Here is a 14,848-nt window from a genome sequence, read left to right on the forward strand (position 1 = left end):
CTCGCCTTTTTTGATACAATGTATATACTAAAAAACAATATTTTCAAGAATATAAAATAAATTTATATATAAGATAAATAGAAGTGGATATATAAATATAAAATTAATATGAGGAGGAAAGCTATGAAAAAGATATTAATAATAGAGGATGACAAACATCTAAATAAAGGCTTATCCATAGCTTTAGAAAAAAATTATGAAGTCATTTCTACATTTACTATAAATGATGCCCAAAATTATATTGATGCTTCTGATTTGATTTTACTTGATATGAATTTGCCCGATGGTGATGGTCTTGAAATAATAAAATATACAAGAAAGATTTCCACAATTCCAATAATTGTGTTGTCAGCTATAAATTTAGAAGCCTATATCATCTCCTCAATTGAGTTAGGTGCAGACGATTATCTAACAAAACCTTTTTCTTTGGGAATCTTAGAAGCAAAAATAAAAAGAACCTTCGAAAAGATAGCGTCTTGTGATTTAAACCTTTTTAAAAAAGATGGTCTAGATTTTAATTTCAATGAAAATACTTTCTATGTGGATGATAAAAATATAGACCTCACAAGGACGGAGGCAAAAATTTTATACTACCTGATAAAAAACAAGTCTCAGGTTATAACTAAGGAATTACTATTTGATTTTGTTTGGGGAATAGATGATGAATTTATTGATCAAAATACTTTGAGCGTCAATATTTCTCGAATCAGAAATAAGTTAAAACCCTATGACCCAATAGAAACAGTCTTTGGAGTTGGATATAAATGGCAATTTTAATAGGTCTTTTATTAATTATAATTGGAATTATTTTATATAAATATATTGTCTTGAGAAATGAGATGCGTGAATTTTCAGATTATATTGATGATGCAATAGATGGAAATTTAGAAATTACTAAATTCGATGAGAAGGAACTTTCTAAAATAAAATCAAAACTCATTAAATTTTTATATGCAAGTCAGGTAAAAGAAATGAAAATCAATACAGAAAAAAATAAAACAAAGGATTTAATAGCAGATATATCTCATCAAACCAAGACTCCAATAACCAATCTTTCGTTATATATTAGTCTTTTAGAAGATAATCCAAAAGATGAGTATATTGAGATTATTAAGTATGAATTAGATAAATTAAAATTTTTGATTGATACCCTCGTAAAATCTTCTAGGCTTGAATCTGATATTATAGTTTTGCAAAAAAATCCAGCAAATTTAAAAGATTTAGTAAGGGAGGTTCTAGAAGAATTTAAAGCCCTATTAAGGGAAAAAGATATAAAAATTACTTTAAAAGATGAAGACTTAATTTTCGATTTAGACGAAAGATGGCTCAAAGAAGCTATCCACAATTTAGTTGACAATGCCATAAAATATTCACCAAATAGCACAAATATTAATATTTCAGTTTATAAATCTTATCTAAATTATAATCTAGACATAGAAAATAAGTGCATAGACTTATCAGAAGAAACTTTGCCTAAAATATTTGAAAGGTTTTATAGAGGAAGAAATTCAGTCTATAAAGATGGACTTGGTTTAGGACTTTTTATAGCCAGAGAAATTATAGAGAAACATGGCGGAAATATAAAGGCATCTTTGAAGGAAAATAAAATAAAGTTTTCAGTAGACTTCCCCTTGTGAGAAGTCTTTTTTCTTACAAAACTGTAAGAAGTCTTGTAAGTGTTTTGTAAGATGAGGATGTTATATTAAATGTAAAGAGGTGATAGATATGTTAAAAGTTGAAAATTTAAAAAGATATTATAAAACTAATGAGGTTGAGGTAAGAGCTCTCGATGGTGTATCTTTCGTTGTTGAAAAGGGAGAATTTATCTCTATAATCGGAGCATCTGGTTCGGGGAAGTCTACCCTATTACATTTATTAGGAGGACTTGATTATCCTACAAGCGGAAAAGTTATAATTGATGATACCGACATTTATGCATTGAAAGATGATGAGAGGACTATTTTTAGGAGAAGAAATATCGGTTTTGTCTTTCAAGCATATAATCTTTTACCCATGCTAAATGTATATGAAAACATAATTATTCCCTTTGGTCTTGACGGCGACAAGGTTGATAAAAAATATGCCCAATATGTAATGGATATTCTAGAGATTAGCGATCAAAAAAATAAAATGCCCAATGAATTATCGGGTGGTCAACAGCAAAGAGTTGCCATAGCAAGAGCCTTGGTTACCAAGCCATCTTTAATTTTAGCCGACGAACCTACAGGAAATTTGGACTCAAAATCATCTTCCCAAGTTGTTTATTTACTAAAAAAGATTAATAAAGAGCTTGGAAACACTATTCTTATGATTACTCACGATGATGCTGTCGCTCAAGCTGCAGAAAAAACTTTAAGGATAGAAGATGGAAGGCTGGTGAGGGATAATGAAAGTCAAAAATAAAGCTTATATAAGGGGTCTTGCAAAAAATATTTTAAATGCGAATAAAAGCAGGAGAAATATACTTTTATTAGCAATTGCCTTAACTTCTATATTATTTACGAGTCTATTTTCAGTAGCCTTAGGTTTAGGAAAGAGCATGGAAACCCAAACAATGAAAACTATTGGTACAATCAGCCATGGCGTTTTTAAAGAACTTTCTGACAAAGACATAAATAGTTTATCCAAGGATAAAGACATAAAGGAATTTTCAATAAGAGAGAAAGTTGGTATTCTTGATGATGAAAAAATAAGTGCAGAACTATCCTATATGGATAGAAAAGGATTTGAATGGTCTCTCATAGAAAAAGTTAAAGGGAAATTTCCTGAAAAAGAAAAGGAAGTTTTTATAGATTTAGCAACTGCAAAAAAATTAGGTTATAAGGGTGAAATTGGAGAAGAGATAGAAATTCCCTACAATATTGAAAAACCTTACACAGGAGAAATTATCGAAAAGAAAAGTGAGAAATTTATTATTTCGGGGACTTTCCAAAATCCTATTGACTCTAATGTTGGTGTAGGACAAATCTATTTATCAAAAGCTTATGTAGATAAATTATCTCTTCCAGAAAATAATAATGACGTGGAAGTAATGCTAAAGAATTCCTTTATGATAAGGGATAAACTTTTAAAAATTGCAGAGAGAAATGGTTATAAGGTGGCAGATAATCCTGGAAATCTATCCGACAAAGAAATAAGAATTGGTGTTAACTTTGCCTATCTTTTATCTGGTGATAGTAGTTTTGACTTTAAAACATTTCTACCCTTCTTAGCTTTTTTGATTTTAGTAATAGTCGCTGGCTACTTAATAATAAACAACATTTTTAAGATTTCAGTAAATGAAGATATTAAACTTCTGGGACTTTTAAAAACAATTGGAATGACAAAGCCACAAATCAAAAAACTCGTTCATCTAGAGTCTTTAGCAGTCGCACTTCCAGCAATAATAGTTGGAGATATAGTAGGGATTTCTATCGGTAAAATTATTTTAAATAAAATATTTGCAAATAATGAGATGTTAACGGATGTAAAATTATCAATCATCGTAATAATCTTAATTATCTTATTTTCGACAGCCTTCACTTTGCTTACAGTATTTCTATCAGTTATGAAACCTGCTAGATATGCAGCAAAAGTTTCTCCCATAGATGCCAGCAGATACAATGAAACCACGATAAAAAAGAAATATAAAAGTGAGAATATTTCTCTAGGCAAGCTTGCTAGAAGACAAGTTTTCTCAAATAAATTTAGGTTTATATCTATTGTTCTTTCTATTAGCTTATCTGCAGTTATTTTAAATAGCGTTTTAACTTATACTGGTAATATTGATCTAGAAAAGGGGATTTCTGATGTTATTGCAACGGACTATAATATAGCAAGCCCAAAATATTTTAGGTATATGTACTCAGGAAGTGAGGACAGTATAAAGGATAATTTCATTGATGAAATAGAAAATCAAAAGGGATTTAAAGCTGGTGGAGCATTATACTATTATGGTTATGAGTACGATTATCAAGATATAAAAATAGAAGACAATAAAGTTGCTCCAATATTATTGGGAATAGATGATTATCTAATAAATAAACAAAAATTCATAGATGGAGAGTTTGATAAAGACAAATGGCAAACAGGAAATTATATTATCATAGGAGAATATGGAGATAAAAAATCTGCATTTAAAGCTGGTGATAAAATAAAAATCAATGTAAAAAATAAAATCAAAGAAGTCCAAGTGATGGGAAAGGTTGAATATAACTTTTCAATTGGTCTTAGATATTTCCCTGTAATTAAGGAAGATGTAAACGATGAATCTAGTCCTACTTTAGGCTTGGAATACATTTATATGAAGCCGAATGAGTATAAAGAGCTCACAGGAGATAAGAGTATAATGTCCTATGGATTTGATGTAAAAGATAGCGAAAAGGAAAATTTTGATAATCTATTAAAAACTTTTGAAAATGAGCCAGACTTTTCCTATGATTCAAGAGACCTTCAGATCAAATCTACAATGGAATTCAAAAGCCTAATAGAATTTGCTGGCTACAGCTTATCTATAGTATTGTTCTTAATATCTGTGCTAAACTTTATAAATGTTATTGCTACTGAAATTTTAAAAAATATGGTTAACTTATCAATCCTTGAAGCAATTGGAATGACAAAGAAAAATATTAAAAAATATTTGGTGAAAAAGAATTTGATTTACTCTTTTTGTGGCTTAATATTTTCTTTTCTCATTATGCTTCTTGTAAATAAATTTATATTAGTAGATTTCATGGCACAGACTAAATGGACTTCCTATAAATTCGTGATTATGCCGCTTATTCTTGTAAATATTATAAATATAATTATCGGGATAATATTTACTGGTAAGTTCTATGAAAGGCACAGCAAAAATAATCTTATTGATAGGATAAGAAATTTGGAATAATGGAAGAGAACAATATATTTATTGTACTAATTCTTATTGATTTTAATTCTGCCCATAGATATATTTCGTAGTTTGTAAATGCATAAGAGTTCTATATAAAATAAAACCGACATTTATCTTAAAAAATAAGTGTCGGTTTTTGTTGACTCTTAATATCTCTTGGAAAATAAAATCTCTAACAAATATTTTTAAGAAATATTATCTTCTAAACTCGCCATGCCCAAATACTATATATTTGTAGCTTACAAGTTCTTCCAATCCAACTGGTCCTCTAGCGTGAAGTTTTTGTGTTGAGATGCCAAGCTCTGCACCTTTTCCAAATTCTCCACCATCTGTGAACCTTGTTGATGCATTTACATAGACACAAGCTGAGTCCACTTCCTCCAAAAATTTCATTGCTCTTTCATAGGATTTTGTTAGTATTGCTTCAGAATGCCCCGTTGAATATTTTGTAATATGTTGAATTGCTTCATCAACATTGGAAACTGTCTTTACAGAAAATTCGTAGTCTAAGTATTCTCTTCCAAAGTCATCTTCAGTTGCGGCTTCTGCGTTCTTAAATTTTGAAATAGATTTTTCGTCCGCGTGAACTTTTATATTGTATTTTTCAACAACTTCATTTAACATATCAAAAAATTTATCTGGAAGATTTTCATTTAACACAAGTGATTCCATTGCATTGCACACGCCAATCCTTTGTGTCTTTGCATTTTCTATAATCTTCACTGCCTTTTCAATGTCAGCTCCATCATCTACATATATGTGGCAATTTCCCACTCCCGTTTCAATTACAGGTACTTTTGCATTTTCCACAACGGAATTAATTAGTGAAGCTGAGCCTCTTGGAAGCAAAAGATCTACGTAGCCCTTTAATTGCATAAGTTCTTTTGACGATTCTCTCGATGTGTCTTTTACAATTTGGACGAAGTTTTCATCATAGCCTGAATTTTTTATCCCAAGTCTTATTGCGTCTGCTATTGCAATATTTGAATTTATAGATTCTTTGCCGCCGCGAAGAATTATTGCACTAGATGCTTTAAGTGATAAAATTGAAGCGTCTAGTGTTACATTTGGTCTGGATTCGTAAATTATCGCAATAACTCCCATAGGAACAGTTTTCTTCCCAATTAAAAGTCCCGCATAATTTTTTTCCATGGACAAAACCTTTCCCACTGGATCCTTAAAGTCGATTACGTCCTCTATTGACTTTGCCATAGCTTCTATTCTCGCATCATTTAAAAGAAGCCTATCAATTAGACCATCAGGCATATTATTTTCTCTGCCTCTTTTTATATCTAATTCATTTGCCCTTAATATATTTTTACTTTCAGACAAAAGCGACTTTTTAATTGAAGCTAGCATTCTATTTTTTTCTTCTGTATTTAATTTTTTTAATTTATAGGAAGCTTCCTTTGCTATTTTTCCTAATTCCTTAACACTTAAAATAGGTTCCAATTTCTTCTCCTTTAACTATATCTCTAATTGTCTTCATATTTTCTCCAGATGCAATTATAACTTCGATATTTTTTTCTATGGCAAGTTTTGCCGCCCTAATTTTTGTGAACATTCCTCCAGTGCCAACATTGGATTCAGTTTCCTTTGCCATTGCCTCCACATTATTTATGTCTTCAACTTCGTGAATAATTTTTGCGTCGCAATTTTTTCTCGGATCGTCAGTGTAAAGTCCTTCAATGTCTGTTAGCATAATGAGGAGATCTGCCTCTGTAATTCTCGCAATCACAGCAGATAATGTATCATTATCGCCAAATTTTATTTCATAAGTAGAAATTGTGTCATTTTCATTTATAATTGGTATGGCATTCATCCCCTGCAATTTTTCAAAAGTGTTTTTTGCATTAATTCTCATCTCGTCATCTTTTTCTATCTGTCTAGTTAAAAGAATTTGTGCAGAATTGTAGCCATAACTAATCAAAGACCTATCGTAAATATTTGTGAGTGCAACTTGACCCACTGCTGCTGCAGCTTGTTTGTCTGAGGTTTCCTTCGGTCTTTCTTTCAAATTTAATTTCGCACGACCTGCTGCAATGGCACCACTTGATACTAAAATAACATCTATTCCCCTATTTTTTAAGTTTGCAATTTCATAGCAAAGCTCGTCGATTTTTTGTAAATTTATCTTTCCATTGTCGTGAGTAATAGAAGATGAACCAACTTTTATCACAACTTTTTTTATTTCCTTTGAAAATTTTCTCATTTCAATCACCTTAAATATAATATACTTTAAATTTTTACTTTAGTAAATATTTTTTACAATTTATAATAAAAAAGTAGATTTTAAATAAATAATCTTAACATTTTAAATTCCTTTTACCTTAATTTTTCCTTATGCTATAATAATTTTGGAGTGTGATTATTTTGCCAAAAATTTTAAAAAAAAAATTACTTGCGCCAAATATTTATTTATTTGACATTTATGCACCTAAAATTGCAGCTTCTGCAAAACCAGGTCAGTTTATTATTTTAATTGCAGACAAATATTCCGAGAGAATTCCTCTCACAATCTCAGATTACAATGTAGAAAAGGGAAGCGTTCAAATAGTTGTGCAAGCTTCTGGAGAATCTACAAAAAAAATTGCATCCTTTAAAGAAGGCGAAAACTTTAAGGATTTTGTTGGACCTCTTGGTCATGCATCTGATTTTTGCGACATGAACCTTGAAAGTTTAAAAGATAAAAAATATTTATTCGTTGCCGGTGGTGTTGGAACTGCTCCAGTTTATCCTCAAGCAAAGTTTTTTAAAGAAAATGGCCTTAACTGCGACATTATTATTGGAGCAAAGTCAAAGGAGTTTGTAATCTTAGAAGATGAGCTTAAATCTGTCTGTGACAATTTATACATAGCTACAGATGACGGCAGTTACGGTTTTAAAGGTTTAGTAACTGATAAAATCGTAGATCTTATTGAAAATGAAAACAAAAAATATGATCATGTGGTTTCCATTGGGCCTATGATTATGATGAAATTTGTATGCTTAACTACAAAAAAATATAATCTCCCTACTACTGTTTCTCTTAATCCAATTATGGTGGACGGAACTGGAATGTGTGGAGCTTGTCGTGTAAGCATTGGCGGCAAAACTAAATTTGCCTGCGTCGATGGACCAGAATTTGACGGTCATTTAGTTGACTTTGATTCTGCAATGAAAAGACAAAGACAATATGTAAACAACAAAAAAACTAAGGAGATTGCCGACCACCATTGCACAATGGACCTTGCCGTATCTGATCACTTGGCAGAAAAATCTGTGCAAGATGAAAATTTAGAAGGCGAAACTTTTGAAAACTTTACAATAAAAAAAGCTAAAGATAGATTTAAAAGAGTTCCAATTTCTGAACAAGCACCTGACGAAAGAAATAAAAACTTTAAAGAAGTATGCCTTGGCTACACTGCAGAAGAAGCTGTAGAAGAAGCAAGCAGATGTCTTAACTGCAAAAAACCTGGATGTGTAGGCGGCTGTCCCGTTTCCATTGACATACCTGGCTTTATTAAAGAAATTGCCAATGGAAATTTCAAAGAAGCTTACAAAGTTCTTTCCCTTTACACTTCTCTACCTGCAGTTTGCGGTAGAGTTTGCCCACAGGAAACTCAATGTGAAGAAAGATGTGTCCTTGCAAATCGAGGCGACTCCGTATCCATTGGTAAACTTGAAAGATTTACAGCTGATTACGCAAGACGTCACCAAATTAAAGACAGTGGCGACATTAAAAAATTAAATAAAAAAGTTGCCATAGTTGGTGCAGGCCCTGCTGGACTTACTTGTGCAGGCGAACTTGCAAAGATGGGCTATGATGTTACAATTTTTGAAGCTTTGCAACAATCTGGAGGAGTTTTAATTTATGGAATACCTGAATTTAGACTTCCAGATGAAGTTGTTGAATATGAAGTAGAAAATATTAGAAATCTCGGTGTAAAAATCGAAAATAATTTTGTCATTGGCAGAACTATGACTATTGACGACATTATCAAAGAAGGTTACGAAGCAGTATTCATTGGATCGGGTGCAGGACTTCCTAAATTTATGAATATTCCTGGAGAAAACTTAAATGGAGTTTATTCTGCAAATGAATTTTTAACAAGAAACAATTTAATGAGATCCTTTGACGAAGAATACGACACTCCAGTAAATGTTGGCGAAAAAGTTGCAGTAATTGGCGGTGGAAATGTTGCAATGGACGCTGCAAGAGTTGCAAAAAGACTTGGAGCCGACGTTTCAATTGTATACAGGCGTACTGAAAAGGAACTTCCTGCTAGAGCTGAAGAAGTTCATCACGCAAAGGAAGAGGGAATTAAATTTGAAATGCTAACTGCTCCTGTTGAAATTATTGGAGACGATGAAGGTTGGGTTAAATCACTTAAATGCGTTAGAAACGAACTGGGAGAACCTGATTCATCTGGCAGAAGGAGACCAGTCCCAATAGAAGGTAGCGAATACGAAGAAAAATTTGAAACTGTCATTATGGCACTTGGAACAAATCCAAATCCTCTTATTTCTTCAACTACAAAAAATCTAGAAATCGCAAAATGGGGCGGAATAATTGTAAATGAAGAATCACAAACTTCTCGAGAAGAAATTTTTGCCGGTGGAGATGCAGTAACTGGATCTGCAACAGTAATACTTGCCATGGGTGCAGGTAAAAACGCCGCAAAATCTATTGACGAGTTTTTAAGAAATAAATAATAAATTAATAAATTAATAAAAAAGTGGGAAGAATATCGTTCTTCCCCTTTTTTGCTTATTATGAAACTAATTTATATATTCCCTACTTTTTTGAAAATACACAACCACAAAGCTCTTTCTTGCCACTTTACCCGATGAATTTCGTTAGGTCTTATTACAATACTATCCCCCTTTTCTAACTTAATAATCTTTCCATTATCGTACTCAATCTCAGCACTTCCCTGTAATAAAAAAACTATTTCTAACTCATCTTGATCATAAAAATCTGTAACTTGATTAAGAGACATTGTCCTTACAATTTTTAGAAAATCATCTTCATAAATTTTTTCTTCAATTTCTTTTTCTTCCGAAAATTTTATATTTTTAAAAATATTAAATAATTTTTTCATCCCCTTATTATAGCATTTATCTCCCAGGTTTTTCATACGCTATATTGCTTTTTGATATTATTAAGAAAAGAAAGGCTTATGTTTTGAAAATTTAGAAGATGAAAACAAGAACTTACCCTTAATGAATCTAAAAATTTACTTTTGAATTGCAAAATAGGAGTAATCTTTTAATAGAGGAAACAACTCTACTTATTCAATACCAAGAAATCACTTTATTTTTAATATTTCAAAATTATTTATATTTTCTAAACTAATTTTTCCATTGTCAATGAGATCTTTTAATTTATTTTTGCCAAAAACTATTTCAATTTCATTTTTTAAAACTAAATCATAGGATTTTATATAATCTATAATTTTTTCTTCTTCACTTAAATTTCCTTGAACCTCTTCAAGCTCCAGATTTTCTAAAATAAATTCTTCAACTCTATCGAATTTCATAATATTTTGTAGAACTCTATGATTTTCTGTAATCAAAAATCCCGGCAGTTTCTTTATTCTGTAATCAAAGGCTTCCATTCTATTTTCTAAAAAGATTTCATGACTATTTTCATAATTAAAGACAAATTCATCAAAATCAACTTCAAATTCTTTTAAAATTTCTCTTTGCACATCTAATTCATATATGTTTTTCTCAAATATTATTGCCTCTTCTAAAATTTTTCTCATATAGTCCTTTGAAGATTTCTCGTCTAACTCTTTAAAGGCTAAAAAATATTTATCTAAAGGATAACTTGATTTATATTCCTCAGTAAAAAGCTTAGGCACTCTTGCAAAGCCCGGCATATTTGTTACCGTCGCCGTAGCCCTATACATATCGTATAAAATTTTGTTTCCAAGTTCCACAGAATTTTTTTCTCTAAAATTTTGTGGTAAAAACTCTTCATAATTTCCTATTAATCCGCCCATTACAAATTTATAACTAAAATTTTTATATTTTCTTTCAAATTTTCGCAAAATTGGAATAAATCCCCACAAAAAGGGGTCCAGTACATCTGTAAATATTTTTAACATAGAACCTCCTATAAATATTAATTTCATTATATCATTAACTACAAACATCTTAAAATCAAGATCTTCTAAAACTATAATCTTCGTATACATACTGTATATAGTAGATTTTAATTTACAAATCACACAATATGTTGTATAATTTATGTATTCGCAAAAGAAAATTCTTTTGCTTTTAAATTTTATTTAAAATAATTTTATGGAAAATATTACATATTTAAAAGAAAGGATGAGTAAAATGCCACAAGTTATTAAGAGAAATGGCAAAAAGGTTGATTTTGATAGAAATAAAATCGTAATCGCCATAGAAAAAGCCATGCACTCAAGTTCTGGCGTATATGTAGAAAATCAAGCGCTAGAAATTGCAAAGGAAATTGAAGCCCTTGCAAACCAAAAGGAACTTCCTCTTTCAATCTACGACATAGAAAGCGAAGTTTATTACCGTTTAATTCAAAATGACAATCCTGCCACTGCAAGATCCTATGAATCTTACAAATCTGTTCAACAATATAAACGCGAACAAAATACTACTGATGAAGATATCCTCGGTCTATTAAACGAGACCAACGAAGATTTAATGGATGAAAATTCAAATAAAAATGCAATTATTGCATCTACTCAAAGAGATTTAATTGCTGGAGAAGTATCAAAGGACATTGCAAAAAGAAAAATGATCCCTGCCGATTTAGTTGAAGCACATGAATCTGGTGCTATTCACATTCACGACATGGATTATTTTATCCAACCTATTTTTAACTGCTGTCTAGTAAATATGAAGGACATGCTTGACAATGGAACTGTGGTCAATGGCAAGATGATCGAAACTCCAAAATCCTTCCAAGTTGCCTGCAATGTTATGACACAAATTATTGCACAAATTGCATCAAACCAATATGGCGGACAAAGTATTAATATCTCTTGTCTCGGCAAATACCTAAGAAGATCCTATGAAAAGAATTTAAATTTAGCACTTGATACTTTAGGCGACATTGAACTTGCCGAAAAAATGGCAAATAGAATGACTAAAAAGGATCTTGAAAGTGGCATTCAAACTATTCAATATCAAATAAATACTCTCATGACTTCAAATGGTCAAGCACCTTTCGTAACACTTTTCATGTGGCTTGAAGACAATGATCCCTATGTTGACGAAGTTGCCAAGATAATCGAAGAAATTTTAAAGCAAAGAATTCAAGGCATAAAAAACGATGCAGGAGTATATGTAACTCCAGCTTTTCCAAAATTAATTTATGTTCTCGACGAAAATAATATTAACAAGGACTCAAAATATTATTATTTGACTTCCCTCGCCATTAGATGTACTGCAAAGAGAATGTACCCTGACTACATCTCTGCAAAGAAAATGCGTGCAAATTACGAAGGCAATGTATTTTCTCCAATGGGCTGCCGAGCTTTCCTTCCTCCATACAAGGATGAAAAGGGCAATTACAAATTTGAAGGCAGATTTAACATGGGCGCTTGCTCTATAAACTTACCTCAAATTGGAATTTTAGCAGGTGGTGACGAAGAAAAATTCTTTGAAATTTTGGAAAAAAGACTAGACCTTGTCAAAAGAGTTGGACTACTTCGCTATGAGCATTTAAAAAAAGTTACTAGCGATTCATCCCCAATTCATTGGCAACATGGTGCCATTGCAAGACTGGGAAAACACGAGTCCATTGCACCACTTTTATTAAATGGCTATTCCACAGTTTCCCTCGGCTACATTGGAATTTATGAAGCAACTATTTTAACTAAAGGTGTAAGTCATACAGACAAAAAGGGCTATGCCTTTGCTATGAGAATAATGGATGCACTTAACGCTGCTGTTAAAAAATGGACAGAAGAATATGGAATTAAATTTACACTTTACGCAACTCCTGCAGAATCACTTACACAAAGATTTGCAAATATCGACAAAGAAAGATTTGGCATAATAGAAAATGTAACTGATAAAGGTTACTATATCAATTCCTTCCACGTTGATGTTCGTGAAAAAATTTCTGCTTTTGAAAAATTCGCCTTTGAAGCAAAGTTCCAAGATAAATCCACTGGTGGATGTATCTCTTATGTAGAAATTCCAAACATGGGGCACAATTTAGAAGCACTTGAAACTATCGTAAGATTTATATACGACAACATTCAATATGCAGAATTTAACACAAAATCTGACTACTGCTCTGAATGTGGCTTTGATGGCGAAATAAAACTAAACGAACATGGCGATTGGGAATGTCCACAATGTCATAACACAGATAGATCCACACTAAGCGTCGTAAGACGTACTTGTGGTTACCTTGGTGAAAATTTCTGGAACGAAGGACGCACAAAGGAAATTAACGCAAGGGTGCTACACATCTAATGAATTATGCACAAATAAGAAAGTATGATGTTGCAAATGGACCTGGGATTAGGAGCACAATTTTCGTCACAGGTTGCACTCACAATTGTTACAACTGTTTTAACAAAGAATATCAAGATTTTAATTACGGAAAAATCTGGACTGATAAAGAAACAAGAGAAGTAATTGAATATTTGAAACTAGATGAAGTAAAGGGGCTTACCCTACTTGGAGGTGAGCCCTTTCAAAATGAAGTAGATCTCTTAAAAGTAGTTAAAGACATAAAAAAAGAAGTCCAAAAGGGGATTTGGATCTTCTCTGGATATACTTACGAAGAAATATTAAAGAATGAAAACAAAACAAATCTACTAAAAGAATGTGATGTCTTAGTCGATGGTAAATTTGTTGAAAACTTAAAAGACTTGAGTCTTAGATTTCGCGGCTCCTCAAACCAAAGGATTATCGACATAAAAAAATCCTTAGCTTCAAATAAAATAATTTTATTTGATTTAAAGTAATTTACACAATTTTAAATTTTTATAAAAACCTCAGTGAATTTACTGAGGCCTTTTTTTCTATTTAGTTTCCGGTGGAATTGGCTCTTCTAAATATTCATTATCAAAAAAATCTGTACCATCATTTGCATTGTTTTGAAAAGTTCCAAAGATAGAAACATAGTCCACATCATCAATAGTGTAATAAATCTCCACTATAAGATACTCCATAAAATATTTTTCATATTGCGTGCTATACCTTTTAGTTTCATAAAAATAAGTCCCATCATCAAGCCTATCAAGTTCTCCCTCTATAATGCGCTTTTTATTTTTGTCCTTATAACTAGAAGCATGAGCATTAATTCTAATTTTTGGAGTTTCAGGATAATAAATCTTCCCATCTTTTTCAAAAGTAAAATAAATTTTACTATCCTTATTTAAATGAATAGAAGTAATATCCCCCTCTATCCTTCCATCAATCTTATCTTTTACTCTCATAATCTTATTTTCAGGCATATTTTCATATTCTGATTTTTTAAAAGTCCTTACAATGGGTTTTCTATCATCATTGGAAACCTGAATATTTATCTTAACACCATTAATGGAATTATTTCTCATAAAATTTGGCGTTGGAGAAAAATAGACATGTATAGAAACAAATAAAATCACTATAATAATAAAAATAATAGAAAAAATTTTTATTATTCTATTTAACATATAATCACCTTGTAAATAAATACCCTAAAAATATTAAAATTACCAATAAAAAAATCTTCCAATTAAGGAAGATCTTTCTATCTTTAATATGTAATGAGATAACTCATTGTGGAATAATTAAAGCAAAATATTTTACTAATTTTAAAAGGAGTATTTAAAATAAAAAGTCTATTGATAAAGAAGATCTTGCATCAATAGACTTTTTAACTGGCGATAACTTACTCTCCCAGGTCGTTGCCAACCAAGTACCATCAGCGGACTAATGCTTAACTTCTGTGTTCGGCATGGTTACAGGTGTGTCCATTGTCCTATTCTCACCAGATTCCTTAAAACT

12 protein-coding genes and 1 rRNA gene are annotated in these 14,848 nt (G+C 31.2%); 7 read left to right on the forward strand and 6 right to left on the reverse strand.

From position 1 onward, the window contains the following. Positions 1–123: 123 nt before the first annotated feature. The 4 genes from HKO22_RS08380 (at position 124) to HKO22_RS08395 (ending at position 4,867) form a co-directional block, all read left to right on the forward strand. Complete coding sequence (locus HKO22_RS08380; protein WP_169970009.1) at positions 124–777, forward strand: response regulator transcription factor; 654 nt, start codon at positions 124–126, stop codon at positions 775–777. Continuing rightward, on the forward strand, positions 765–1,637 hold the full coding sequence (locus tag HKO22_RS08385; RefSeq protein WP_169970011.1) for a sensor histidine kinase: 873 nt from the start codon (positions 765–767) through the stop codon (positions 1,635–1,637). The genes HKO22_RS08380 and HKO22_RS08385 overlap by 13 nt, the downstream gene beginning before the upstream one ends. 88 nt (positions 1,638–1,725) lie before the next feature. Further along, a complete protein-coding gene (locus tag HKO22_RS08390; protein ID WP_169970013.1) occupies positions 1,726–2,403 on the forward strand; it encodes an ABC transporter ATP-binding protein in 678 nt (225 codons plus the stop codon). Further along, positions 2,387–4,867 (forward strand): ABC transporter permease, encoded by a 2,481-nt coding sequence (locus HKO22_RS08395; RefSeq protein ID WP_169970015.1) that lies wholly within the window; start codon positions 2,387–2,389, stop codon positions 4,865–4,867. Before HKO22_RS08390 ends, HKO22_RS08395 begins: the two co-directional genes overlap by 17 nt. A gap of 198 nt (positions 4,868–5,065) precedes the next feature. Here the strand turns inward: HKO22_RS08395 and HKO22_RS08400 are convergent, their stop codons facing one another. Then, the gene (locus HKO22_RS08400) at positions 5,066–6,322 is read right to left on the reverse strand and encodes a glutamate-5-semialdehyde dehydrogenase (protein ID WP_169970017.1); all 1,257 of its coding nucleotides are present in this window, start codon (positions 6,320–6,322) and stop codon (positions 5,066–5,068) included. After that, positions 6,300–7,082, reverse strand: coding sequence for a glutamate 5-kinase (gene proB, locus HKO22_RS08405; RefSeq protein ID WP_169970019.1), 783 nt, complete (start codon positions 7,080–7,082; stop codon positions 6,300–6,302). The genes HKO22_RS08400 and proB overlap by 23 nt, the downstream gene beginning before the upstream one ends. Before the next feature lie 161 nt (positions 7,083–7,243). Here proB and HKO22_RS08410 point away from each other — a divergent pair, with 161 nt between their 5' ends. Beyond that, complete coding sequence (locus HKO22_RS08410; protein WP_169970021.1) at positions 7,244–9,565, forward strand: bifunctional dihydroorotate dehydrogenase B NAD binding subunit/NADPH-dependent glutamate synthase; 2,322 nt, start codon at positions 7,244–7,246, stop codon at positions 9,563–9,565. Positions 9,566–9,636: 71 nt separating this feature from the next. Here the strand turns inward: HKO22_RS08410 and HKO22_RS08415 are convergent, their stop codons facing one another. Next, positions 9,637–9,954 carry a cupin domain-containing protein gene (locus HKO22_RS08415; protein WP_169970023.1) on the reverse strand — a complete coding sequence of 106 codons (318 nt, stop codon included), beginning with the start codon at positions 9,952–9,954 and terminating at the stop codon, positions 9,637–9,639. 207 nt (positions 9,955–10,161) lie between these two features. Next, complete coding sequence (locus tag HKO22_RS08420) at positions 10,162–10,965, reverse strand: thioredoxin domain-containing protein (RefSeq protein WP_169970025.1); 804 nt, start codon at positions 10,963–10,965, stop codon at positions 10,162–10,164. A 235-nt stretch (positions 10,966–11,200) separates the two neighbouring features. On the opposite strand from HKO22_RS08420, the gene nrdD reads away from it, so the two are divergent. Both nrdD and nrdG read left to right on the forward strand, forming a co-directional pair. Then, positions 11,201–13,324 carry an anaerobic ribonucleoside-triphosphate reductase gene (gene nrdD, locus HKO22_RS08425; RefSeq protein ID WP_169970027.1) on the forward strand — a complete coding sequence of 708 codons (2,124 nt, stop codon included), beginning with the start codon at positions 11,201–11,203 and terminating at the stop codon, positions 13,322–13,324. Then, positions 13,324–13,821 carry an anaerobic ribonucleoside-triphosphate reductase activating protein gene (gene nrdG, locus HKO22_RS08430; protein WP_169970029.1) on the forward strand — a complete coding sequence of 166 codons (498 nt, stop codon included), beginning with the start codon at positions 13,324–13,326 and terminating at the stop codon, positions 13,819–13,821. Before nrdD ends, nrdG begins: the two co-directional genes overlap by 1 nt. 57 nt (positions 13,822–13,878) lie before the next feature. On the opposite strand, the gene HKO22_RS08435 is transcribed toward nrdG, so the two are convergent. After that, positions 13,879–14,514, reverse strand: coding sequence for a hypothetical protein (locus HKO22_RS08435; RefSeq protein WP_169970030.1), 636 nt, complete (start codon positions 14,512–14,514; stop codon positions 13,879–13,881). Between the two features lie 205 nt (positions 14,515–14,719). Then, positions 14,720–14,836 (reverse strand): 5S ribosomal RNA (gene rrf, locus HKO22_RS08440). Positions 14,837–14,848 lie beyond the last annotated feature (12 nt).

Source organism: Peptoniphilus faecalis (genome assembly GCF_012976305.1).
Lineage (GTDB): Bacteria > Bacillota > Clostridia > Tissierellales > Peptoniphilaceae > Peptoniphilus_A > Peptoniphilus_A faecalis.

What these genes read in the sequence shown, in the direction of transcription:
- HKO22_RS08380 (WP_169970009.1), top strand. Translation starts at nt 124, where the DNA reads ATGAAAAAGATATTAATAATAGAGGATGACAAACATCTAAATAAAGGC.
- HKO22_RS08385 (WP_169970011.1), top strand. Translation starts at nt 765, where the DNA reads ATGGCAATTTTAATAGGTCTTTTATTAATTATAATTGGAATTATTTTA.
- HKO22_RS08390 (WP_169970013.1), top strand. Translation starts at nt 1,726, where the DNA reads ATGTTAAAAGTTGAAAATTTAAAAAGATATTATAAAACTAATGAGGTT.
- HKO22_RS08395 (WP_169970015.1), top strand. Translation starts at nt 2,387, where the DNA reads ATGAAAGTCAAAAATAAAGCTTATATAAGGGGTCTTGCAAAAAATATT.
- proB (WP_169970019.1), bottom strand. Translation starts at nt 7,082, where the DNA reads ATGAGAAAATTTTCAAAGGAAATAAAAAAAGTTGTGATAAAAGTTGGT.
- HKO22_RS08415 (WP_169970023.1), bottom strand. Translation starts at nt 9,954, where the DNA reads ATGAAAAAATTATTTAATATTTTTAAAAATATAAAATTTTCGGAAGAA.
- HKO22_RS08420 (WP_169970025.1), bottom strand. Translation starts at nt 10,965, where the DNA reads ATGTTAAAAATATTTACAGATGTACTGGACCCCTTTTTGTGGGGATTT.
- nrdD (WP_169970027.1), top strand. Translation starts at nt 11,201, where the DNA reads ATGCCACAAGTTATTAAGAGAAATGGCAAAAAGGTTGATTTTGATAGA.
- nrdG (WP_169970029.1), top strand. Translation starts at nt 13,324, where the DNA reads ATGAATTATGCACAAATAAGAAAGTATGATGTTGCAAATGGACCTGGG.
- HKO22_RS08435 (WP_169970030.1), bottom strand. Translation starts at nt 14,514, where the DNA reads ATGTTAAATAGAATAATAAAAATTTTTTCTATTATTTTTATTATTATA.